This window comes from Benzoatithermus flavus (assembly GCF_037908215.1).
Lineage (GTDB): Bacteria > Pseudomonadota > Alphaproteobacteria > Geminicoccales > Geminicoccaceae > Benzoatithermus > Benzoatithermus flavus.
Genome location: NZ_JBBLZC010000036.1, coordinates 1 through 21,321, shown reverse-complemented (window position 1 = coordinate 21,321; position 21,321 = coordinate 1). Strand labels below are relative to the sequence as shown.

The following is a 21,321-nucleotide window of genomic DNA, read 5'->3' as shown; positions in this document are numbered from 1 at the left end:
AACGAGCAATAAGGCGCTGGGATGGCGGGCGCAACCGAGCCGAGCGGACTACCCGGACGAGCGGCTCAGACGAGGCTGAGCACCGTGGCCCAGGCGAGGATCGCGATCCGGGCGAGCTCCGCGGCCCCTCGGCTCCGGTCCGCATTACGGGCAGCGCTGCGCCACACCCCCACCACGAGCACCAGGTTCCAGGGCAGAGGTGCTGCGAACGCCAGCGCTCCGAGCCAGGTCGGCAGGTTCGCGCTCAGGAGCATGACGGCAAGAAGCGTCGCGAACAAGTTGACGACGGCCCCGCCCAGTATCCCCCAGAGCCAGAAGGAGCGGGCGAGTCCGAGCTCGCCGCGCCAGAACGCCTTTATTGTCTGCACGTGGTTCCCTCGAGCCCTCGGCCTCTCGCTCAGCCGGCCGCGAGGTACTGCTCGAAGAAATCGAGCGTCCGCCGCCAGGCGAGCTTCGCCGCCGCCTCGTCGTAGCGTGCAGCCGAGGTGTCGTTGTGAAAGGCGTGGTTGACGCCCTCGTAGACGTAGAGCGTGTAGCTCTTGCCGGCCTTCTTCAGCGCGTCCTCGTAGCCCGGCAGCCCGGCGTTGATGCGCTGGTCGAGCCCGGCATAGTGCAAAAGGAGCGGTGCCTTGATGGCGGGCACCGCGTCGAGCGGCGGCACCGGCCCATAGAACACGACCGCGGCGTCGAGATCGGCACCCGCAGCGGCCGTCCGGTTCACGATCCCGCCGCCCCAGCAGAAGCCGACCATGCCGACCTTGCCGTTCACGTTCGGCTGCTGCCGCAGATAGGCGATCGCCGCCTTGGCATCCTGGACCACCTGGTCGGGATCGAGCTTGCCGATCATGTCGCGCGCCTTGTCCTCGTCGGTGGGCGTGCCACCCGCGGGCGAGAGGAAGTCGACCGCGAGCGCCAGGAAACCCGCGGCGGCGAGCCGACGCGCCACGTCCTCGATGTACGGGTTGAGGCCTCGGTTCTCGTGGACCACGATGACGGCCGGCAGCTTGCGTTCAGCCTTCGCCGGCCTCGCGAGGTAGCCCTTGAGCGTCTCGTCGTCGCTGCGGATGATCACGCTCTCGGCGGCGACACGCGGGTCGTCGGGCGCCACCTGCGCCGCCTTCGCCGGATCGGCGCGCAGCGCGGCGAGTGCTGCTGCGGCGGCGGCCGTGCCGCCGGTGAGCTCGGCGAGCCGGGCCATGAACAGCCGGCGGTCCAGGCCGCGATGGGTGAACTCGTCGTAGAGGTCGACGATCTCCTGTCGCATGAAGGCCTCCCGAGGATTTCGACCATGTGGGCTCGATTATGGCCCGGCAGGCGCTCCGTGGCGACCCGTGACGTGGCCCCGTCCGACACCGCCCGACCAGCGGCGCAGGATCAGCTTCTCGAGCTCGATCACGACGAACATGGCGAGCGCGCAGAGAAGGATCGGCAGCCACTGCCGTGCGGTCAACGGCACGGTGCCGAACAGGCCTCCGAGTGGCGACCAGTAGGTGAAGACGAGCTGGAGCAGCACGATCAGGCCGCTCGAGGCCAGCGCCGGGCCCAGGCCCTTCAGCGCCTCGGCCGAGAGGGCGGCGGCCGAGCGGCGGCGCACGTTGAAGAGGAAGAGAATCTCGCAGGCGACCAGCGTGTTCACGGCCATGGTGCGGGCCAGGGTGAGTTCACCGTGGCGGCGGGCGAGCTCGAACACGAGGAGCGTCGCGAGCAGGGCGAGGCCGCCGAACAGCGCGATCCGCCAGGCGAGCAACGGGCCCACGAGCGGCTCGCCGGCCGGTCGGGGCGGACGGCGCATCACGTCGGCCTCCGCGACCTCGAAGGCGAGCGCCAGCCCGAGCGTTATAGCGGTGACGAGGTTGACCCACAGGATCTGCGCGGCCGTGATCGGCAGATGCCAACCGAACAGGATGGCCACCGTGATCGTGAGTGCCTGCGCCGCGTTGGTGCCGAGGAAGAAGAGCAGCGCCTTCTTCAGGTTGTCGTGAACGACACGGCCTTCCTCGACCGCGTGCGCGATCGAAGCGAAATTGTCGTCGACGAGCACCATCTGCGCCGCCTCCTTCGCGGCCTCGGTGCCGCGCCGGCCCATGGCGACGCCGATGTCGGCGCGCTTGAGGGCCGGGGCATCGTTGACCCCGTCGCCGGTCATGGCGACGATCCGTCCTTGCGCCTGGAGTGCCTCGACCAACCGCAATTTATGCTCGGGTGTGGTGCGCGCGAACACGTCGACCTCGGCCGCGGCACGCGCGAAGCCGGCCCTGTCCAGGGCATCGAGATCGCCCCCGGTGAGCGCCACGTCGGTGTTCTCCAGTCGGAACTGCCGGGCGATGGCGAGCGCCGTGTCGGGATGGTCGCCCGTGATCATCTTCACGCGGATGCCGGCCTCCCGGCAGGCGGCAACCGCCGCGAGCGCCTCGCGGCGCGGCGGATCGACGATGCCGAACAGGCACAAGAGCGTGCAGCCGCCCGCCTCGACGTCGGCGAAGGCGAGCATCGTTGTCGTCGGCGGCATCTCCTTGCGCGCCAGACCCAGAACGCGCTGGCCGCGGCGGGCGATGGCGCTCAGCTCCGCCTGCCAGCGGGCCGGATCGATCGGCACGTCGCCCTCGGGCCCGTGCTCGCGCGCGCACATGGCGACGATCCGCTCGGGCGCGCCCTTCACATAGAGAAAGCGGCGGCCCGTGTGGTCGTGGTGCAGGGTCGCCATGAACCTGTGCTCGGATTCGAACGGGATGACGTCGTCGCGTGGGTGAAAGCGATGCGCCGCGTCGGCATCGATGCCGGCCTTGTGCGCGAGCACGAGGAGAGCCCCTTCCATGGGATCGCCGTCGACCTGCCAGCCGGTCCTGGTGCGGCGCAGGCCCGATTCGTTGCACAGGACGGCACCCAGGGCCACGTCGGCCAGAAGCCGCCGGGCGGCGGCCGGCGGCGCCTCTGCCGGCGGAACGATCTCGCCCTCGGGCGAGTAGCCCTCGCCGCTCACCTCGAACAGACCCATGGCCGTGGCCACGCTCTCGACCATCATCTCGTTGCGTGTGAGCGTGCCGGTCTTGTCCGAGCAGATCACGCTGACCGAGCCCAGAGTCTCGACCGCCGGCAGCCGGCGCACGATGGCGTTCCGGCGTGCCATGCGCTGCACGCCGATCGCGAGCGTGATGGTCATCACCGCCGGCAGCCCCTCGGGGATGGCGGCGACCGCAAGCGCCACGGCCGCCGAGAACATCTCCTGCAGCGGCAACTTCCAACCCAGATGGCCGACCATGAAGATCAGGACGGCGACCGCGAGGATCAGAAAGGCCAGTTTGTGGCTGAAATCCGCCATCTGGCGCAGGAGTGGCGTGGTGAGATCGTCGGTCTCACCGAGCAACCGGCCGATCCGGCCGATCTCGGTGGCATCGCCCGTGGCCACCACGACGCCGGCACCCTGCCCGTAGGTGACGAGGGTGCCGGAAAAGGCGAGCGAGGCGCGATCCCCCAAGGGCACCTCCGCGGGCACGGGCAGCGCCGTCTTCTGCACGGGCACGGATTCGCCGGTGAGCGCCGCCTCCTGGACCTGCAGCGAGCGCACCTGCAGGAGGCGCAGGTCCGCCGGCACCTTGTCGCCGGACTGGAGGAAGACGATGTCGCCGGGCACGAGATCGGCCGCCGGCACCACCTGGCGGCGGCCGTCACGCAGGACGACCGCCTGCTCCGAGAGCAGGCCGCGGATCGCCTGGAGCGCCTTTTCCGCCCGCCCCTCCTGGATGAAGCCGATCGCGGCGTTGATCACCACCACGGCCACGATCACCGTGGCATCGATCCAATCCCCCAGAGCGGCGGTGACCAACCCGGCCGCGAGCAGCACGTAGATCAGGACGTTGTGGAACTGTGCCAGGAAGCGCAGGAGCGCGCTACGCTGTGCAGGAGGACGGACCGCATTGGGCCCGAACCGCACGCGGCGCGCCAGCGCCTCGGCCGTGCTCAGGCCTTCCGCCCGGCCATCGACGGCGGCCAGCGCCGCTTCGGCCGGCAGGGCGTGCCAGTTCGGCGTCGCGGTCTCGTTGCCCGGCACGGCTTCCATGCTTCTTCCTCGCTGCGGACGGAATCGTCGTGGCAGCCCAGTCTGGGCGATCCCGGCCGTGCCGGCGGTCCGACAAGGTGCCGCACGCCGGCATGAGGACGATGCGCGCGCATGGTGGCTGCCCGAGGATACCTGCCTTATCTACGAGCGGGAGGGTATCCTTGATCCCATCATCCCGGCAGGAGCGGCTCCATGATCGATCTCTATTACTGGCCGACCCCGAACGGCCACAAGATCACCATGTTCCTCGAGGAGGCGAGGCTGCCCTACCGGATCGTCCCGGTCGACATCGGACGCGGCGAGCAGTTCGAGCCCGCGTTCCTCAAGATCTCGCCCAACAACCGGATACCGGCGATCGTCGACCACGCGCCGGCCGACGGCGGCGATCCGATATCCGTATTCGAATCGGGCGCGATCCTGCTCTATCTCGCCGAGAAGATCGGCCGCTTCATCCCGGGCGACCTGCGGGGCCGGGTCGAGGTGCTGCAGTGGCTGTTCTGGCAGGTGGGCGGGCTCGGGCCCATGGCCGGGCAGAACCACCACTTCTCGCAGTACGCGCCCGAGAAGATCCCTTATGCGATCGACCGCTACGTCAACGAGACCAACCGGCTCTACGGGGTCTTGAACAAGCGCCTCGCCGACCGGCCGTTCGTGGCGGGCGAAGCCTACTCGATCGCCGACATGGCCTCTTATCCATGGATCGTGCCCTACGAGCGCCAGGGCCAGAACCTCGACGACTTCCCGCATCTCAAGCGCTGGTTCGAGGCGATCCAGGCCCGCCCGGCCACCCGCCGCGCCTACGAGGTCGGCAAAGCCTACCAGCGCCGCGACGCCACGGTGGACGAAGAGGCCAAGAAGATCCTGTTCGGCCAGACCGCGGCCACCCTGAACCGCTGACGGCAGCACACGACCGGGCTCGTGCTTCGAGCAGCGCCAGATCGAAAGGACCAGCCTCCGGCTCCCGCCGGAGGCCGGCGATCGGCGCGAGTGTGCCGACGATCACGTCGTCAGGTCCTACTCATCGCAGCCGATGATCTCGTCCGGAGAGAGTGCATCCTTCGGGATCTTGGCAGCGGCAAGGCGGGAGATCTCCTCCAGCCGCTGCAACCGCTCGGCACAATCGCTGCGGGAGGTCCGCCGTAGCCGTGCCACTTCCTGACGCGCCAGCTCCAGCACTCTCTCGCCGATGGCCGTGCCTTCGGCGCTGTCTATCTCCTTCAGGAGCGCTTCCGCCTCGTCGCTCTCGATCAGGATCGCCATGTCCCACCTCAACGATCCGCAGCAGCACTCTCTCGTGTCGGGCAAGCCACTGCCGGCGGGCTTTCGTCATCTGCCGGGCCGGCTCGACGCGACGGCACAGGAAGGACTCCTAGCCGAGGTGCTGGCATCGGTCGGGGCCGCCGGCTGGTTCCAGCCGACCATGCCGCGCTCGGGCCGGCCGCTCTCGGTTCGGATGTGCAATCTCGGGTCCTTGGGCTGGGTCTCCGACAAAGAGGGCTATCGCTACCAGCCGCACCATCCCGATACCGGCTGCCCCTGGCCACCGCTCCCCGCCTCGCTGCTCGAGCTCTGGCAGGCGGTCGCGGGCTACCCGCACCCGCCCGAGGCCTGCCTCGTCAACCTCTATCGTACGGGTGCGAGAATGGGTCTGCACCAGGACCGCGACGAGGCCGATCTCTCGGCTCCGGTGGTCTCGGTCTCGCTGGGCGACGATGCGCTCTTCCGCATCGGCGGCACGAACCGGCGCGATCCCGGCCGGACCATCGTGCTGAGGAGCGGCGACGTGGTCGTCCTGGGCGGGGCGTCCCGCCTCTGCTTTCACGGCATCGACCGCATCCTGCCCGGCACGTCGGCTCTCGTTCCGGGCGGCGGGCGGATCAACCTCACGCTCCGCCGGGTGAGCGTGCCGCCTGCGGCGAGCCCCTTCAGTCCGCAGCCAGGAACTCGACCCGGCGGTTGATCGGATCGTAAGGATCGGTGCCCTGCCGCGGCTCGCGCTCGCCGACACCTTCGGCCGCGAGCCGCTCGGGTGCGATACCGTACCAGGCCATGAGATAGCCGCGCACGGCGGCCGCGCGCGCCTCGGAGAGCTTCTGGTTATAGATCTCGGGCCCGGTCGCATCCGCATGGCCCACGACCCTGAGCCGCCGGCCCGCAGCTTCCTCGCTCGCGAGAAGCTCGCCGACACGGTCCAGGAACGGCCGTGATTCCGGCAGGATCTCGGTCGAGGCGAACGCGAAGCGAATCAGGAAAGCGAAGCCCCGCGCAGGCGCTTCGGACGGGGCCGCATCGCCCGCCTCGCCGGTAGCCTGCACCACGCCCGCAGCGTGCGGCCCGAGGTCGAGATTGTCGCGGGTCCACAAGCTGCGGGTGCGCCGTGCCGGCTCGGGCCGCACCGGCTTCGACCACAGCAGAAAGGCGAGTTCCGCCACGCTCGGCAGACGGCTCTGGAACAGAGCGACATCGCCCGCGACTGCGGCGCTCCCAGGGAGCGCACCTGCGAGCAGCAGAAGAACGGCGAAGGCGATGGGGCGGGGGGCCGGACTCGAGGACATGACCTGCTTCTTCCGAAAGCGGGATCTTCCGGTCATCCTGAACCCGTTCGTCGCGGTCTCGCAGTGGCCGAACGCACATTTCCCGCCCGGCCGCCGGCGGCCTTACCCGGCTCCCGCCGAGAGATGGCGATCGACGACGCGCTGCAGGAGCGGCGCATAATGGGAGAAGGGCGGTGTGGCCATGCCGGGCACCTTGCCGCCCTCGTCCCAGAGCCGGACGCGCACGGCCTCGCGCCAGTAAGGGTTCCGCTCGAACGCGGCGACCTCGTCCGCGCTCATGGGTCCGCCCTGCAGCCGCAGGGTGGCGACCGAAGCGGGCGACAGCCTGCCGAAATAGCTCGGCTCGGTCGCACACAGATAGCGCTTGGCTGCCACGTGCAGCCGCACGCATTCGGTGACGAGCGGCGGGAAGAAGGGCTCGAGCACCCGAGCTCCCGCCTCGTCGTGCAGGTTGTCGATCCCTTGCTCGATGTAATCCTCGCCGAACTCGTTGGTGTAGTGGCCGATATCGTGGAGCAGCGCCGCGGCGACCAGTTCCTCGGGCGCCCCCTCCCGCTCGGCGAGGACGGCACCCTGCAGCATGTGCTCGGACATGCTGACCGCCTCGCCGAGATAGGACTCTGCTCCCCGGCGCTCGAAGATGTCGGCGATGAAGGGAACGATCGTGGCGCGGGTGAGAGCGGAGGGATTCATGCGGTGGTCTCCCGATGGGCGTTCTCGATGACGGCGAGCGTGGAGAGGAGCCCGTCCTTGTCGGCGTAGCAGCCTTGCAGCCAGCGCGTGCCGGAGCCCGAGAAGCCCTTTCGGGCATGGAGTACACGCGTGTTGTCGACGATGAACAGCTCGCCGGGCTCGAGCTTGAACGTGACGGCGTGGGCCGGGTCCTCGATCAGCTCCGCGAACCGGCGATAGGCGCGGTAGTAATCCGCCATCGCCTCGTAAGGGATGTCCGTGAAGGGAGCGGCGGAGCGATTGTTGAAGCGGATCGCGATCAGCTCGCCGTCAGGGCCGAGCTCGATGATCGGCCGCTTCGCCTCGAGGCGGACGTCCGGCGTGCCGGCGTAGGAGAAGCGGGCGGGATAGCGTGCGAGCAGATCGAACCCCTCGGGCCATTCCTCCTGGAGCCGGATCGCGACCATGAAGCCGTCGACCACGACGGAATCGCCACCTTCCACCGTGTTCTCGAGGCAGGCGAGGAGCTGGAGCGTGGGCACGGGATCGCGGTACGGGTTGTCGGTGTGCGCCTGCAGGCCGAGATTGGTGTAGGCGAGGTTCGTAGGATCGACCTCCGCCCGCACCTCGAACCAGCGGCCGTAGTTGGTCTCGCGCACATAGCCGAACAGCCCGACCACGTCGCACAAGGCGCCGGGCGTGGTCGGCATGCCCGTGAGCACGGCGAAGCCGTAACGGCGGACCCAGGCGAGCCAGGCACCGAGCGCCTGCCGGTCCGACCGCACGCGGCCGTAGGCCGCTTTCGGCAGATCCTCCTGCAGCCCTCTGTCCCAGCGCTCGATCTCGGGCCCCGTCCAGCCGCGCCGCTCGCCGCCATGGGGCCGATCGTAGGCGTGAGCGGCGAGGAACGCGGCGGGGTAGACGATCTCCTTGCCCTCGGGCGCGAAGCGCACGACCAGGGCACTCCCACCATCCGAGACATCGGCAGCCCCGATGCGGACGGCTTCCGGGACGTCGAGCACCGTGATCAGGCGCTGGCCGTTGCGCGGGCTGCGGGTTTCCGGGTCGAGCGCGTTGTCCCTGAGCCAGACGGCATGGAACCTGGACGTGCCGCCGTCGGCGAAAGCGAGTCTCAAGGCCTTGCCGTCTTCGATGACGACGGCATCCACAAGCCGGGCCATGCGCTGATCCCCTCCGAGCCGTGACCGGCATTGATGGTACGGAGCGGTAGCGATAAGAAAAGCAATGTTGTTGAGGCCAATGACCTCTTTTGACTTATGACACGCGCCGCCCGCCCCTTCACCATGCCCGAGCCGGAATGGCTGCGCACCTTCGAGGCCGCGGCGCAGCGGGAGAGCTTCACCGCGGCGGCGCGCGACCTCGGCCTGACGCAGGCGGCCGTGAGCCAGCACATCCGCAAGCTCGAGGCGAGCCTGGGCCGGCCGCTGTTCCGGCGGCTGCCGCGTGGGGTGGAGCTCACGGCCGACGGCGCAGCCTATCTGCCGCACGTCCACGAAGCGTTCGCGGCGCTCGCCCGCAGCACGCACGACCTGTTCGCCGTCGAGCGCGGACGCGCGGTGAAGCTCGCCGCCCCCGCCTCGATCGCGACGCTGTGGCTCGCTCCCCGCCTGCCGCGGCTCGTAGCCGCGCACCCGCGCATCAATCTCACCATCGCCGCGATCCACCGGCCTGCCGACTACGATGCCGAGAAGGCGGCGCTCGAGATCCGCTTCGGCGACGGCGCCTGGCCGGACCGGGAAGCCCGGCATCTCCTGCCCGAAAGCCTGACGCCGGTCTGTGCTCCGGCGCTGCTGCGGACGGCGCCGGAAGGCGATTGGACCAGGCTGCCGCTGCTCGGCCTCGCCGGAGCGAGGGAGGGATGGTCGGAATGGTTCGCGGCCGAAGGGATGCCGGCTCCCGCGGCGCCCCGGCTGCGCTTCGATACGCTCGTGACGGCTTTGGCGGCCGCGAAGGCCGGCGCAGGCGTTCTCCTGGCCTCGCTCCCGCTCGCGGAGGCCGAGCTCGCGAGCGGCGCTCTGGTCCGCCTGTCGCCGCGCGAGCTCCGCACCGCCTCGGGCCACTGGCTCGCGCGCATCCGGCGCGCCGCCACCGGTTCGGATGTGGAATCGGTATGGCGCTGGCTTCTGGACGAAGCGTCGCGGACGAGCATCCGGCCCTCGTGATCCGGCCTTGCCGCCGACCTCCCATCCATGGCACTCCCGTGCCTTCGAGGGTCGAGGAGCGGAGGCGGACACGCTCATGGCCGGGGCTCGCACCAGAATCAGCCTTCGGATGCGGTCGACGGTCGCCGTGACGGCCTCGGCGGCCGCTCTCGCCGCTGCACCCGCGCTCGCCGCCGGAGCGGAAAAAGGCACCCCGTCGGAGGTCGTCTTCCTCGCCCAGATCGTCGTCCTGGTCCTGCTCGGTCGGCTGATGGGCGAAGCCATGCAGCGGATCGGCCAGCCTGCCGTCATGGGTCAGCTCCTTGCGGGTCTTCTGCTCGGGCCTTCCGTGCTCGGGGCGTTGTGGCCGCAGGCTCAGCGCACGATCTTCCCCGCCGATCCTGCCCAGAAAGGCATGATCGATGCCGTCTCGCAGCTCGGCATCCTCATGCTGCTCCTTCTGGCCGGCATGGAGACCGACCTCTCGCTGGTCAGGAAGGTGCGCCGGGCGGCGCTCAGCGCCTCGCTCGCCGGTGTGGTCGTCCCGTTCATCTGCGGATTCGTGCTGGGCGAGTTCCTGCCCGAAGCGATGCTGCCACGGCCCGACCAGCGCCTGATCACCGCGCTTTTCCTCGGCACCGCGCTGTCGATCGCGTCGGTGAAGATCGTCGCCGTGGTCGTGCGCGAGATGAACTTCCTGCGGCGCGATATCGGTCAGGTGATCGTCGCCTCCGCGATCATCGACGATACGATCGGCTGGATCATCATCGCGATCACGTTCGGCCTCACCCAGCACGGCAGGCTCGAATGGGGAGCGCTGGCCTGGAGCGTCCTCGGCACGGCGCTGTTCCTCGGCATCAGCTTCACGCTCGGGCGGCGGGCGGTGTCGTTCCTCATCCGCTGGACCAACGATGCCTTCGTGAGCGAGGCGGCGGTCATCTCCACGATCCTGGTCGTGATGGGGCTGATGGCGCTCACCACCCATGCGATCGGCGTGCATACCGTGCTGGGCGCCTTCGTGGCCGGCATCCTGGTCGGGGAGTCCCCGATCCTCACCCGGCAGATCGACGAGCGCCTGCGGAGCCTGATCACCGCCCTGTTCATGCCGGTCTTCTTCGGGGTCGCGGGCCTCGGCGCCGATCTCACCATCCTTGCGGATCTGCACCTCCTGCTCCTGACGCTCGGGCTCGTCCTGATCGCCAGCGTCGGCAAGTTCGGGGGCGCCTTCCTCGGCGCGCGCAGCGGCGGCCTCACGCTGCGCGAGGCGCTGGCACTGGGATGCGGGATGAACGCCCGCGGCTCGACCGAGGTGATCATCGCCTCGATCGGCCTCGGCATGGGCATCCTCAGCCGTGATCTCTACACCATGATCGTCACCATGGCGTTCGTCACCACGATGGCGATGCCGCCGAGCCTGCGGTGGGCGCTGGGCAGGCTGCCGGTCAGCGCGGAGGAGCAGGCCCGCCTGGAGCGGGAGGCGCTCGAGGCGCGGGGATTCGTCCCCAACCTCGAGCGACTGCTGGTCGCCGCGGATGCCAGCCCCGTCGGCAGGTTCGCCTCGCGCCTGGCCGGCCTGCTCGCTGCCTCGCGCGGCATGCCGGTGACGGTGCTGCACCTCGCCGACACCGGAGCCTCGGCGGAACCGACCGATCCCGCCGAGACGAGCGGAGCCACGGCGGTCGTCGAAGCTGCCGCCGGAGCCCATGGGCCGGAGCAGGAGCCACGGACGCCGTCCCCGGTCGGGGTCGAGGTGCTGGCACGGCCCCAGGAGGGATCCGTTCGAGACACGGTGCACCGCGAGGCGCGCAAGGGATACGATCTTCTGCTGATCGGCATCGCGCGGACGGTCGGCCCCGATGGCGGCTTCCACGAGGATGTCGCACACATCGCGGCCGGTTTCGAAGGTGCCCTCGCGGTGGCGACGGCCCGCGGCGTGCACGTGGACCGACCGCTCGATACGCCCCTGAGCATCCTGATCCCGGTCAGCGGCGCGCTGGAATCACGCCGCGGCGCGGAGGTGGGGCTCGCCTTGGCGCGCGCGGCGAGTGCCCCGGCGACGGCGCTTCACGTCGTCGCCACCGGCGCCAGGCAGACGCCGTGGCGACGTCGGCGCGCTCGGCAGCGGGAGCGGGAAGCGGCGTTGAAGTCGGTCATCGCTCTCGCCGACCGCTACGAGGTACCGATCCGGACCGTCGTGCGCACGGATGTTGCCGTGGAGGATGCCATCCTGCAGCAGGCGAAGCAGGGCCGCCACAACCTGATCGTCATGGGTGTTCGCCGCCGCGCGGGCGAGACGCTGTCGTTCGGCGACGTCGCTGCCGAAATTCTGGAACGGGCCGCCTGCTCGATCCTGTTCGTGGCGAGCTGACCGATCGGCCGGTCGCGACCGCCTTCGTGCCTCAAAGCGCGTCCGCGAGCCGGCGCAAAAAGGTCGGGACGTCGGGCGGCTGCAGCGTCGCCGCGCGGACCAGATCGTCGAAGCGACGCGTCAGGAGCTGGATGTGCTGGCGCGAGTTGAAGACGAGGTACATCTGGCCGAGATAGAGCGTCGCGCGCAGCGGCCCGAAGACGGTGAAGGGGGCCGAGTAGGTCCGCCGGAGGTCGTAGAGGAACAGCCGGAAGCCCGGATAGAGCTCGTCGCAGAGCGAGGCCATGTAGGCGAGCTGGGCCCGCCGCGTCCCGGCGTCGAGTCCTTCCCAGGCGCCTTCCGCGCGGGCGAAGCCCGTGAATGCCTGCACCGACGCGCAGGCCTCGACGTCCGTGTCGGGCCGGCGGAGATAGGCGAGGCGGGCCTGCGCCGATTCGACGTTACTGTCGGGATCGATCGCGAGCGCGCTCGCGTACTCGAAGCGGATCACCGCCTCCTGCTTCAGCATGTCCGGAAAGCTGCGCGGCACGGTACGGATCTTGTAGCCGGCGGCCTCGCGGTACCAGTCGAGGAAGCGCTGGTCGACCGGCGACGAGGCGGCGGGCTCGACCCGGAACACCTCCTCGATGATGTCGGCCCCCACTTGCTCGCGCTGGCTGAGCCCTAAGAGCCAGTCGACCGAGACCCGGTGCGCGGCAGCGATCGCCGCCAGGGTCTCGGCCCGTGGCAGGCGCGTCTCCTCGGGATCGAGAAGCTGCGAAAGGGCCGAGCGGTCGAGCCCGATCGACCTGGCGAAGGCGGAGAGGCTGCCGCCCGTACGCTGGACGATCCTCGTCAGACGCTCGCGGAAGATCCGGGCGGTATCGCGGCGGTTCATGGTGCAATGTCACCATCGTTGTGCAAAGTCATGACCTGCCATGCTTCAGCACGTATTGTCAAACATCATCGACAAGATGCCACTCGATGTTCGCGATGCCGCGTTGAGTGTCAGACCGGCCTCTTCCATCCTCGCTGCACGGTCGATTCGCGAGGAGGACGCGCGTGCAGTCGAGCCTGCGGTGCCAGCGCGCCGTGGTCGTGGAATGGCCCACCGTGGCGCTGGCGCTTTCGATCTATGGTGCCTGGGCGGCCCTGACCTTCTTTCACGCGGCGCTGCCGCTCTGGCTGCTCGTGCCGCTGGGCGCCTGGGTGGTGGCCTGGCACGGCTCGCTCCAGCACGAGATCATCCACGGCCATCCGACGCGCTGGCGCAGAGTGAACACGGCGCTCGCCTTCCCGCCGCTCAGCCTCTGGCTGCCTTACGAGCGCTACCGCCGCACCCATCTCGCGCATCATCGCGACGAGCGCCTGACCGACCCGCTCGACGACCCCGAGAGCTTCTACTGGACGCCCGAGGCCTGGCAGCGGCTCGGGCCTCTCGGCCGAGCGGCGGTCCGCCTCCAGGGAACACTGCTCGGCCGCCTTATCCTCGGTCCAGCCTGGTGCATCGGCCGCTTCCTTCTCGCCGAAGCGCGGCTCGTGATCGCCGGCAGCGGCGACGCGCGCCGCCTCTGGCTGCATCATGCCATCGGCGTCGCCGGCATCCTCGCCTGGCTCGTCCTCGTCTGCGGCATCGACCCGCTACTCTACGTGGCCGCCTTCGTCTACCCGGCGACCTCGCTCCTGCTCATCCGCTCGTTCGCGGAGCATCGCGCCGCGGCGGAGCCGGCCAAGCGGACGGCGATCGTCGAGCGGTCCGGCCCGCTCGGTCTCCTCTTTCTCTTCAACAACCTGCACGCCGCGCATCATGCACGCCCGGCGCTGCCCTGGTACGAGCTGCCGGGCTGGTACCGGGCGAACCGCGACCGCCTTGTCGCTGCCAACGGCGGGCTCGTCTACCGCTCCTACGTCGACGTTCTCCGTCGCTTTCTGCTGCGGCCGCACGATGCGCCCGTGCACCCGTTCGGGCGCGTGCGCCCGAACGTCCTGCGGCCGGTGGACCTCGAGGCTCAGCCCTCGTCGAGCCGGTAGCAGCGGATGGCGTTGTCCCGCCAGAACCGCCGCAGCTCGCTCTCGCTGCAGCCCGCCAGCACCTCGTCCAGGAGCGCCACCCATTCCGGATAGCGGTGGGTGAGCTCGGCGACGGTCCAGTCGCTGCCGTACAGCACGCGGTCGAAGCCGAAGCATTCGATCGCGTGCTCGATGTAGGGCCGTACCTGCTCCTTGGTCCAGCGGGCGTGATCCGCCTCGGTGATGACGCCCGAGACCTTGCAGACCACGTTGGGTAGGCGCGCGAGCTCCTGGATCTGGCTCCACCAGGGTTCCTTGAGGCCGTGCCGGATGCCGGGCTTGCCGATATGGTCGAGGACGAAGCCGACCTCGGGGCAGCGCCGCGCCAGCTCGATCGCGAACACGAGGCCCCAGTGCTTGACGCAGATGTCGAAGCCGAGCCCGAAGCGCGGCAGCACCTCGAGCCCTTCGATGAAGCGCGGCTCGAGGACGAAGCTCTGATCGACCTCGATCTCCATCAGCCGGCGCACGCCCCTGAGGATCCGGTTCTCGGCGAGGCGCACGAGATCCTCTTCGACCGCCGCCCCCTTCTCGATCGGAGCGTGGGCGATCATCCCGCACAGGCGCGGGTCCTGGTCCGCCAGCCTCTGCACCCAGGCGGCCTCGGCGAGGTGCAGGCCCGGATCGACGCAGACCTCGGCGAAGACGATCTTGTCGATCTGGACCGGCCCGCGCGCCCGGTCGAGATCCGCGAGGTCGAACCGTCGGTCGAGCCTGGGCAGCCGCTTGAGCCAGCTGTAGCGCAGCCAGGTCGGATCGTAGAGGTGGACGTGGCTGTCGACGATCGGAAAGCCGGGCATCGCTCTTCCTTCTGTTCTCGGGCCGGATGTCGGGCGAGCCACGGCGAGAACCGGGCATCCCGCTGCGCGCACCGGACCGCCTCCCTGTCACGTGCCGCCGGGCCGGGTCGTCACTGTCCATCGACCCGGTCGCAAGGCCGGGCGGAACTGTGCTGCCGGCCAGCAGGTCGGTCAATGCGGAGCGTTGCCCGCCAGGACGATCACTTCCTGGGAGAGCCCGAGCGCCGGAAAGGATCCGCCACGGGCTCGCCGCCGGAACGCCCGGCCCGGCCGGGGCGCCCGAGCACGTCCAGAAGACTGCGCCAGCCGTCGCTGCGCCCGCGCCGGCTCCTCGTGCCGGTCCTGAAGCAGCGTGCGAACTCCGATGCCGGCCGGGGCGAGGCTCCATCGCCGGGCCGGCTCCATCGTCCTCGCGTCATGCGATCGACCTCGTCTCCATCGCCCGCATCGTCTCATCCGGCGGCAGTGCCGGCCGCCGATACGGCTCTCCCCTCTCCGAGCGCCGCGTCGGCTGCCGGAATGGCCGGCGCGAACGACAGCGTCGGCTCGTCCCACCGTACCGCCCACACGCCGGGCGCTGCGCCACGACCGCCCCACAGCACCAGCCGCCAGAAGATCCCGGCCGCGGCCGGCAGGGGCTCGGCGCGCCAGCGGGTGAGCGCGGCGTTGGGCGACGGATCGGGCTCGGGCCGCAGGATCAGCCCCGCTCCGCTTCCGGCCTCGACCACGCGCTGCAACCGCCGGCTCGCGGCCAGATCGAGCCGGCCGACCTCGGCCACGGCGCAGGCCACCCCGCGGCAGCGCAGCGCCGCCTCGAACGCCGCCACGACCTCGGCATCGTCCTCGGCCCGGACCACGACCACCCTGGCCGGCTCGAGGCCGAAGCGAGCGAAGCCGGCATCGTCGAGCTCGCCCAGCTCGCCGACGAGCCGGGCGTTGCGGCACCAGATCAGCACCCCGCCGCGCCCGAGAAAACGCCGGCCGAAGGCGGCCGCAGCGCTGGTCGCGGCGAGCCCGCTCACCTCGTGCAGCGCCCGATGAGGTAGGCCACCCCAGGGCAGGGCGGCATCGAACGGCCCGCCGAGCCGCGCCACCCCGCGACCGAAGGCGGCCCTGACGCTCTCGATGGCACGAGCGCGGACGCGCAGATCGTCGAGCACCGCTGCTGTCGCCATGGCCTCGTCCTTCCCGCTGTCTGTTCATGTTTTGTTCTAATCGGGTCCGCATGACTGTCAAGCGCGGTTTCGACTCGTGCTTCTGCGTGGGGAGCGACGCCAGGGCGCTGGCATCGGTGTCAATACTTTTTGTTTCAATCCACGCTCCCGCGCGGGGAGCGACCGATTGTCTCGTAGCGCACGAACGGCCGCTCGTTGTTTCAATCCACGCTCCCGCGCGGGGAGCGACTCCGCACATGAGAGCTGACAGATGTCGGATCATAGGTTTCAATCCACGCTCCCGCGCGGGGAGCGACCTGCGCGAATGTCGCGGCAAGGCCAGAGTACAGCCAGTTTCAATCCACGCTCCCGCGCGGGGAGCGACCCTCGCCTAAGGCCTCGCCTACGTGCGTGCGCTGTTTCAATCCACGCTCCCGCGCGGGGAGCGACGGTGGGGTCTCCTGGTGGGGGGGGGGGGGGTGAGACAACAGTTTCAATCCACGCTCCCGCGCGGGGAGCGACCTCGTGCCGTCGCCGCTCGACGGCAGCCAGGGGCAGTTTCAATCCACGCTCCCGCGCGGGGAGCGACTTGAGCAGTCCGAAGTGATAGCTCTCGCCGAGATTGTTTCAATCCACGCTCCCGCGCGGGGAGCGACGCGATATTGGCGTCGAACACCTCGAGCCAGAGCTCGTTTCAATCCACGCTCCCGCGCGGGGAGCGACCCAGCGCCTACCGCCCTCGGCACGAACGGCGCGCTGTTTCAATCCACGCTCCCGCGCGGGGAGCGACCATCCGGCATAGATGTAAGTAATAAGCTGCCACAAGTTTCAATCCACGCTCCCGCGCGGGGAGCGACCCGTGGCCTCGGCCGCCCTGCGCAGACCAAGCTCGTTTCAATCCACGCTCCCGCGCGGGGAGCGACGCAGGCTTGTCATCGGTGTTGAGGGTGACGGAGGTTTCAATCCACGCTCCCGCGCGGGGAGCGACGGCGGCCGTCACGATGGTCACGCCGAACTTCTTCACGTTTCAATCCACGCTCCCGCGCGGGGAGCGACGCCACGACCTCGACCTCGGCCACGACCTCGACCACGTTTCAATCCACGCTCCCGCGCGGGGAGCGACCCTCGCGGATCTCGAACAGGACGCCGCCGATGTTGTTTCAATCCACGCTCCCGCGCGGGGAGCGACTTCGACAACGACCAGAACTCCTATCTCATCGCCGGGGCGTTTCAATCCACGCTCCCGCGCGGGGAGCGACGGCCTGGCCGATCCCCGACGGCCACGGCAGGCCGGTTTCAATCCACGCTCCCGCGCGGGGAGCGACGACCGGCACGGCGAAGGAGCTGGAAACTCTACAGTTTCAATCCACGCTCCCGCGCGGGGAGCGACCTGGTGCATCGGCGCTCGCGGTAATGAAAGGACGCGTTTCAATCCACGCTCCCGCGCGGGGAGCGACTCGCCCGCAGCTTCTTGAGGCAGGTGGATCCGAGGTTTCAATCCACGCTCCCGCGCGGGGAGCGACGTATTCGGCGGCATCCTGGCTGGCCTGGTCGGCAAGGTTTCAATCCACGCTCCCGCGCGGGGAGCGACGCGACTCCTACGATGCTCTCGCCGCGCTCGCAGCAGTTTCAATCCACGCTCCCGCGCGGGGAGCGACCCAGGGAGTCGGGCGATGGATCGACACTGTCGAGTTTCAATCCACGCTCCCGCGCGGGGAGCGACCTTGCCGGCGGGGCAGAGGTAGGCCGTCGCGGCGTTTCAATCCACGCTCCCGCGCGGGGAGCGACGCGCCGACCGGCCGCGATGGCCTCGTCGAGGTCGTCGTTTCAATCCACGCTCCCGCGCGGGGAGCGACTGTCGCCCCCGTGCCCCGCCGCGACGGTGCACATGTTTCAATCCACGCTCCCGCGCGGGGAGCGACCGATGCCGTCACCACGCTCGGGGCCATCGCGGCACGTTTCAATCCACGCTCCCGCGCGGGGAGCGACGCTCTGGTCACCCTTGATTTCAAGCGTGGCGAAGTTTCAATCCACGCTCCCGCGCGGGGAGCGACCGGTACCATCCTCGATGACTACCTTCGCTACCTCGTTTCAATCCACGCTCCCGCGCGGGGAGCGACGACAGTCTCAGGGCTGGGCTCGCCAAGGTCGACCAGTTTCAATCCACGCTCCCGCGCGGGGAGCGACTTGCGGCCCGAGGCGTCGAAGCCGGCCATGGTGTAGTTTCAATCCACGCTCCCGCGCGGGGAGCGACGACATTCGCGGGGCAGGAGGTGCCGATCAGCTCGTTTCAATCCACGCTCCCGCGCGGGGAGCGACGATGCCGGGGTTCATGTACTTGCCAAAGCCCGTGGTGTTTCAATCCACGCTCCCGCGCGGGGAGCGACGAATCGCTACCCGATCCCTGTGACCGTGCGGACCTGTTTCAATCCACGCTCCCGCGCGGGGAGCGACGTGGTCGAGGCGGCCACGGTGTGGTTGGTCGCGGTGTTTCAATCCACGCTCCCGCGCGGGGAGCGACGTAAGATCCGCTGCACAATGACCAATAAACCAGAGTTTCAATCCACGCTCCCGCGCGGGGAGCGACATGGGCATGCGCGCATGCCGCCGACCTGTCGGAAAGTTTCAATCCACGCTCCCGCGCGGGGAGCGACGATCCCCGTTGCGCACGCTCAGCCGAGCGCGTGGTTTCAATCCACGCTCCCGCGCGGGGAGCGACACGCCCGCACGGCTCCGTGAGGCCATCGGCTGAAAAGTTTCAATCCACGCTCCCGCGCGGGGAGCGACGCCGTGACCGTAACACATTGGTGGGCAGCAGGAAATCGGCTCTGGTGCGCGAACCTGCATGCGATGGCTCGAGGCCGGACGACGGGAAAGAGCGTTCTGCCGTCAAGTACTTGAGAAACCAGCGGCTTCGTCTTGCGCGAACCTCCCGGGGGTCGGTCGGATGCTTCGGGTTCGCGCAAGGCGTCTCGGAGCGCGAGCAGGCCGTCCAGGTCCGGCGCCGGATCGACCTCGCGCGCGAGCATCGGGAGGCGGGCTCGCTGACCCTCGCCCTTGCGGGCCCGCCTCTGCCTGCCGTAGCCGTCCCGAGCCGGCATCACCGCCTGCTGACGCGCACGCGATCTCCTCCGAAAGCGGTCGGAGGAGATCACGGGAGCAAGCCGATGCCCCTCCCCCGCTACGGCCTCAGCCGCTGAACAGAACCGGCAGGGTGGCTTCGCTCAGGACTCGACGGGTGGCGCCACCGAAGACGAGCTCGCGGAGCCGCGCGTGGCCGTAGGCGCCCATCACCAGGAGATCCGCATCGTGGGCGGCAGCCTGGGCGAGCAGGACCGCGCCGGCGTCGTCGTCGGGCTCGGTCACGGCCAGAGGTTCGACCGGGACGCCGTGGCGGCGGAGCATCTCGGCCGCCGGCTCGAGCGTGGCGACGCCGCCTTCGCCGACGGCACACAGGATCACGCGCCCGGCGGTGGTGAGGAACGGCAGCGCCTCGTGGGCCGCGCGTGTCGCCTCGCGCGAGCCGCTCCAACCGACGAGGATGATGCGGCCCAGGTCCTCGGGAGCACCCTGCGGCAGAATCAGGACCGGCACGCCCGTGGTCATGACGAGGCGCTCGGGCAGGTCGGGATCGTCGAGGGCGCTCGGCCCGGGTCGGGCGACGAGAAGGAGATCCGCGGTGCGGGCGGCTTCGGCGAGGACCGTCGCTGGATCGCCCTCGGCCTCGCGCCAGACGGCGCGGGGGTCGTCGGCGCAGAGCGCACGAAAGGCCGCCTCGGCACGGCGACGGGCGGCCTCGGCGGCGGCACGCTGCGCCTCCAGCAGCTCCGGGCGGATATAGACCGAAGCGCCGCCGTCCCAGGTGCTCGGCACGTAAGGGGGCGGGACGACATGCAGGGCGACGAAGCTGGCATCGAAGCGGGCGGCAAGGCGGCGGGCGACCCGTAGGTTGGTCTCCGCGACGCGCTCGCTCGACAGCTCGACCAGGATGGTCCGGTACGACATGAACGGCCTCCCTCACACACGGCAGCAGAACGACCGGTAACACGGCGGCTCCGATCTCCTTCCTAGAGCAAATCGCAGGCTACTTGGAACCGGTTCATGGCAAGGTGTTCGCCGGCGGCCAGCCATGCCCGGAGTCTGTTCCGGGAATCTGCACCGCCGCCCGGTGCGGTGGCACCGACCCCGGGCGTCCGGCCGGCGGCCGTTCGATGCGGCGCGCGCGGAGGTCCGGGGCCGGCTTCGGAACGCCCCCTCGCCGCCCGCGACCGAGATCCCGGTGCGGCTGCAGGAGCGCTGCCCGGGGCGGTTTCCGAGCGAGCGGAAGCGGACCGCGCAGGAGGCGAAGGCCCGGCGGGCCGATGCGGCAACCCGGCCGATCCTGCAAGGCGCTACCGCCCGCGGCATACCCGCCGCGGCGCCGAGGGCGGTGACCGCCCCCTACGCGGCTCGCAAGAGCGTCAGGCTTGCCTCGGCAACATCGCTGGATGAGGCCATACGCCCGGCCAGGACGATTGTCGCTGAACAAGCCGCGGCATCGCCGTGGTGTCACTGCACGGCAGGATCGACACCACCCCGGCGTCGCACGCCGGGCGGACCGCGCCGCACGGCCAGACCGCATCGTGGCGGAAGTCGCGGCGGCCGCACGGGCGTGCACCTTGCTGGTGCCGGCGCCGGCACACCCGCCCGGTCCGACCTGTCCTGACCCCATCGAGGAACCGGATCTCGAGCCGTTCCGCCTCCGGCTGGGCCGCCGCCCTGCCCTGGTACCGAAAGGCCGCTCGCCCTGCGATGACCCGATCGTCGTGCGCTACACCGCCGGAACGTCTTGCTCATTGGTCGTCGTGCGCTTCCGTGCGCACCGAACGCGGTCGGACGGCAGTGATCGAGCGGCTCGCGGGGTGCGGCCCCGAGGACGGTGATCGGCGCCTCCCGTGGCAGCGCCAGCGTCACGAAGCGGCGTCGGCCCGACGGACCTGGATCGTCCGCTGCCTCGAGGGTGATCTGCACCGTGGCCTCGCTGGTCGCGACATCGAGCGTGACGGGGTCATCGCCGAAGTCCGCCTCGTGGCGCCGGCTATTGTCACCACGGAGAACCGCAAAGCGCATCGCCGATCTCCCGAAGGTGACGCGGCCGCCAGTGCCGCCGGGTGCATGCCGACCGGGTGCCGATCCGCTTCGTGATGCTTACTCCCGGTCGGCAGGGGCGTAGGGGATCATCCCCCTTCGCGAAGGCGATCTCCTGGGCCTCGCGGGGCATGGCCCGCAGGTCGATCATCGGGCCATTGACCTCGGCTACCCACACCAGTGGGTTCTGGGTCGAGGTAGCGTCCGTGGTCGTGGTGGCCATTCGGCGCCCATGCGGGTGTAGGGCGAGGGGTCATCGGGCCGACCGGCCAGGGTGGGGTTGCGCGGCTTCACCGGAGAGCGGACCGAGGACGGACGGCCACGGGCCGAGCGGCTGCCAAAGGCCGCTGCCGGCGCCTTCCGGCGCAGCGGCGCCG

16 protein-coding genes and 1 CRISPR repeat array are annotated in these 21,321 nt (G+C 69.9%); of the genes, 5 read left to right on the top strand and 11 right to left on the bottom strand.

Going from position 1 to position 21,321, the window contains the following annotated elements:
- Positions 1-65 precede the first annotated feature (65 nt).
- From U1T56_RS22195 to U1T56_RS22185, 3 genes are read right to left on the bottom strand one after another with little or no spacing between them, the layout of a single operon-like run.
- Positions 66-368 (bottom strand): hypothetical protein, encoded by a 303-nt coding sequence (locus tag U1T56_RS22195; RefSeq protein ID WP_418161698.1) that lies wholly within the window; start codon positions 366-368, stop codon positions 66-68.
- 29 nt (positions 369-397) lie between these two features.
- Positions 398-1,264 carry a dienelactone hydrolase family protein gene (locus U1T56_RS22190; protein WP_418161697.1) on the bottom strand — a complete coding sequence of 289 codons (867 nt, stop codon included), beginning with the start codon at positions 1,262-1,264 and terminating at the stop codon, positions 398-400.
- 36 nt (positions 1,265-1,300) lie between these two features.
- The gene (locus U1T56_RS22185; RefSeq protein ID WP_418161696.1) at positions 1,301-4,057 is read right to left on the bottom strand and encodes an HAD-IC family P-type ATPase; all 2,757 of its coding nucleotides are present in this window, start codon (positions 4,055-4,057) and stop codon (positions 1,301-1,303) included.
- A gap of 192 nt (positions 4,058-4,249) precedes the next feature.
- Between U1T56_RS22185 and U1T56_RS22180 the strand changes: the two genes are divergently transcribed.
- Positions 4,250-4,954, top strand: coding sequence for a glutathione binding-like protein (locus U1T56_RS22180; RefSeq protein ID WP_418161695.1), 705 nt, complete (start codon positions 4,250-4,252; stop codon positions 4,952-4,954).
- A 117-nt stretch (positions 4,955-5,071) separates the two neighbouring features.
- On the opposite strand, the gene U1T56_RS22175 is transcribed toward U1T56_RS22180, so the two are convergent.
- Positions 5,072-5,317, bottom strand: a complete 246-nt coding sequence (locus U1T56_RS22175) for a type II toxin-antitoxin system VapB family antitoxin (protein WP_418161694.1) — start codon at positions 5,315-5,317, stop codon at positions 5,072-5,074.
- Between U1T56_RS22175 and U1T56_RS22170 the strand changes: the two genes are divergently transcribed.
- Positions 5,316-6,017: an alpha-ketoglutarate-dependent dioxygenase AlkB gene (locus U1T56_RS22170; RefSeq protein ID WP_418161693.1), complete on the top strand. Its 702-nt coding sequence runs from the start codon at positions 5,316-5,318 to the stop codon at positions 6,015-6,017. The genes U1T56_RS22175 and U1T56_RS22170 overlap by 2 nt on opposite strands.
- Here U1T56_RS22170 and U1T56_RS22165 read toward each other — a convergent pair.
- The 3 genes from U1T56_RS22165 to tmpA form a co-directional block, all read right to left on the bottom strand.
- Positions 5,983-6,612, bottom strand: coding sequence for an OmpA family protein (locus U1T56_RS22165; protein ID WP_418161692.1), 630 nt, complete (start codon positions 6,610-6,612; stop codon positions 5,983-5,985). The two genes, U1T56_RS22170 and U1T56_RS22165, sit on opposite strands and share 35 nt — an antisense overlap.
- Before the next feature lie 102 nt (positions 6,613-6,714).
- Positions 6,715-7,305, bottom strand: coding sequence for a (R)-1-hydroxy-2-trimethylaminoethylphosphonate oxygenase (tmpB, locus tag U1T56_RS22160; RefSeq protein ID WP_418161691.1), 591 nt, complete (start codon positions 7,303-7,305; stop codon positions 6,715-6,717).
- Entirely contained in the window at positions 7,302-8,465 is a 1,164-nt protein-coding gene (tmpA, locus tag U1T56_RS22155; RefSeq protein WP_418161690.1) for a 2-trimethylaminoethylphosphonate dioxygenase, read from the bottom strand. Before tmpA ends, tmpB begins: the two co-directional genes overlap by 4 nt.
- Positions 8,466-8,561: 96 nt before the next feature.
- Between tmpA and U1T56_RS22150 the strand changes: the two genes are divergently transcribed.
- Both U1T56_RS22150 and U1T56_RS22145 read left to right on the top strand, forming a co-directional pair.
- Positions 8,562-9,467, top strand: a complete 906-nt coding sequence (locus U1T56_RS22150) for a LysR family transcriptional regulator (protein ID WP_418161689.1) — start codon at positions 8,562-8,564, stop codon at positions 9,465-9,467.
- 109 nt (positions 9,468-9,576) lie between these two features.
- Positions 9,577-11,814, top strand: coding sequence for a cation:proton antiporter domain-containing protein (locus U1T56_RS22145; protein WP_418161688.1), 2,238 nt, complete (start codon positions 9,577-9,579; stop codon positions 11,812-11,814).
- A 31-nt stretch (positions 11,815-11,845) separates the two neighbouring features.
- Here the strand turns inward: U1T56_RS22145 and U1T56_RS22140 are convergent, their stop codons facing one another.
- Entirely contained in the window at positions 11,846-12,691 is an 846-nt protein-coding gene (locus U1T56_RS22140; RefSeq protein ID WP_418161687.1) for a transcriptional regulator, read from the bottom strand.
- A gap of 164 nt (positions 12,692-12,855) precedes the next feature.
- Here U1T56_RS22140 and U1T56_RS22135 point away from each other — a divergent pair, with 164 nt between their 5' ends.
- Positions 12,856-13,824 (top strand): fatty acid desaturase, encoded by a 969-nt coding sequence (locus U1T56_RS22135; protein WP_418161686.1) that lies wholly within the window; start codon positions 12,856-12,858, stop codon positions 13,822-13,824.
- On the opposite strand, the gene U1T56_RS22130 is transcribed toward U1T56_RS22135, so the two are convergent.
- The 3 genes from U1T56_RS22130 to U1T56_RS22120 all read right to left on the bottom strand — a co-directional run bounded on the left by U1T56_RS22130 (position 13,803) and on the right by U1T56_RS22120 (position 19,822).
- The gene (locus U1T56_RS22130) at positions 13,803-14,663 is read right to left on the bottom strand and encodes an amidohydrolase family protein (protein ID WP_418161685.1); all 861 of its coding nucleotides are present in this window, start codon (positions 14,661-14,663) and stop codon (positions 13,803-13,805) included. The two genes, U1T56_RS22135 and U1T56_RS22130, sit on opposite strands and share 22 nt — an antisense overlap.
- Before the next feature lie 452 nt (positions 14,664-15,115).
- On the bottom strand, positions 15,116-15,838 hold the full coding sequence (locus tag U1T56_RS22125; protein ID WP_418161684.1) for an ImuA family protein: 723 nt from the start codon (positions 15,836-15,838) through the stop codon (positions 15,116-15,118).
- 131 nt (positions 15,839-15,969) lie between these two features.
- Positions 15,970-18,604: direct repeats of the CRISPR family, unit length 32 nt; unit sequence GTTTCAATCCACGCTCCCGCGCGGGGAGCGAC.
- A 402-nt stretch (positions 18,605-19,006) separates the two neighbouring features.
- Positions 19,007-19,822 (bottom strand): universal stress protein, encoded by an 816-nt coding sequence (locus U1T56_RS22120; RefSeq protein ID WP_418161683.1) that lies wholly within the window; start codon positions 19,820-19,822, stop codon positions 19,007-19,009.
- Between the last annotated feature and the right edge of the window lie 1,499 nt (positions 19,823-21,321).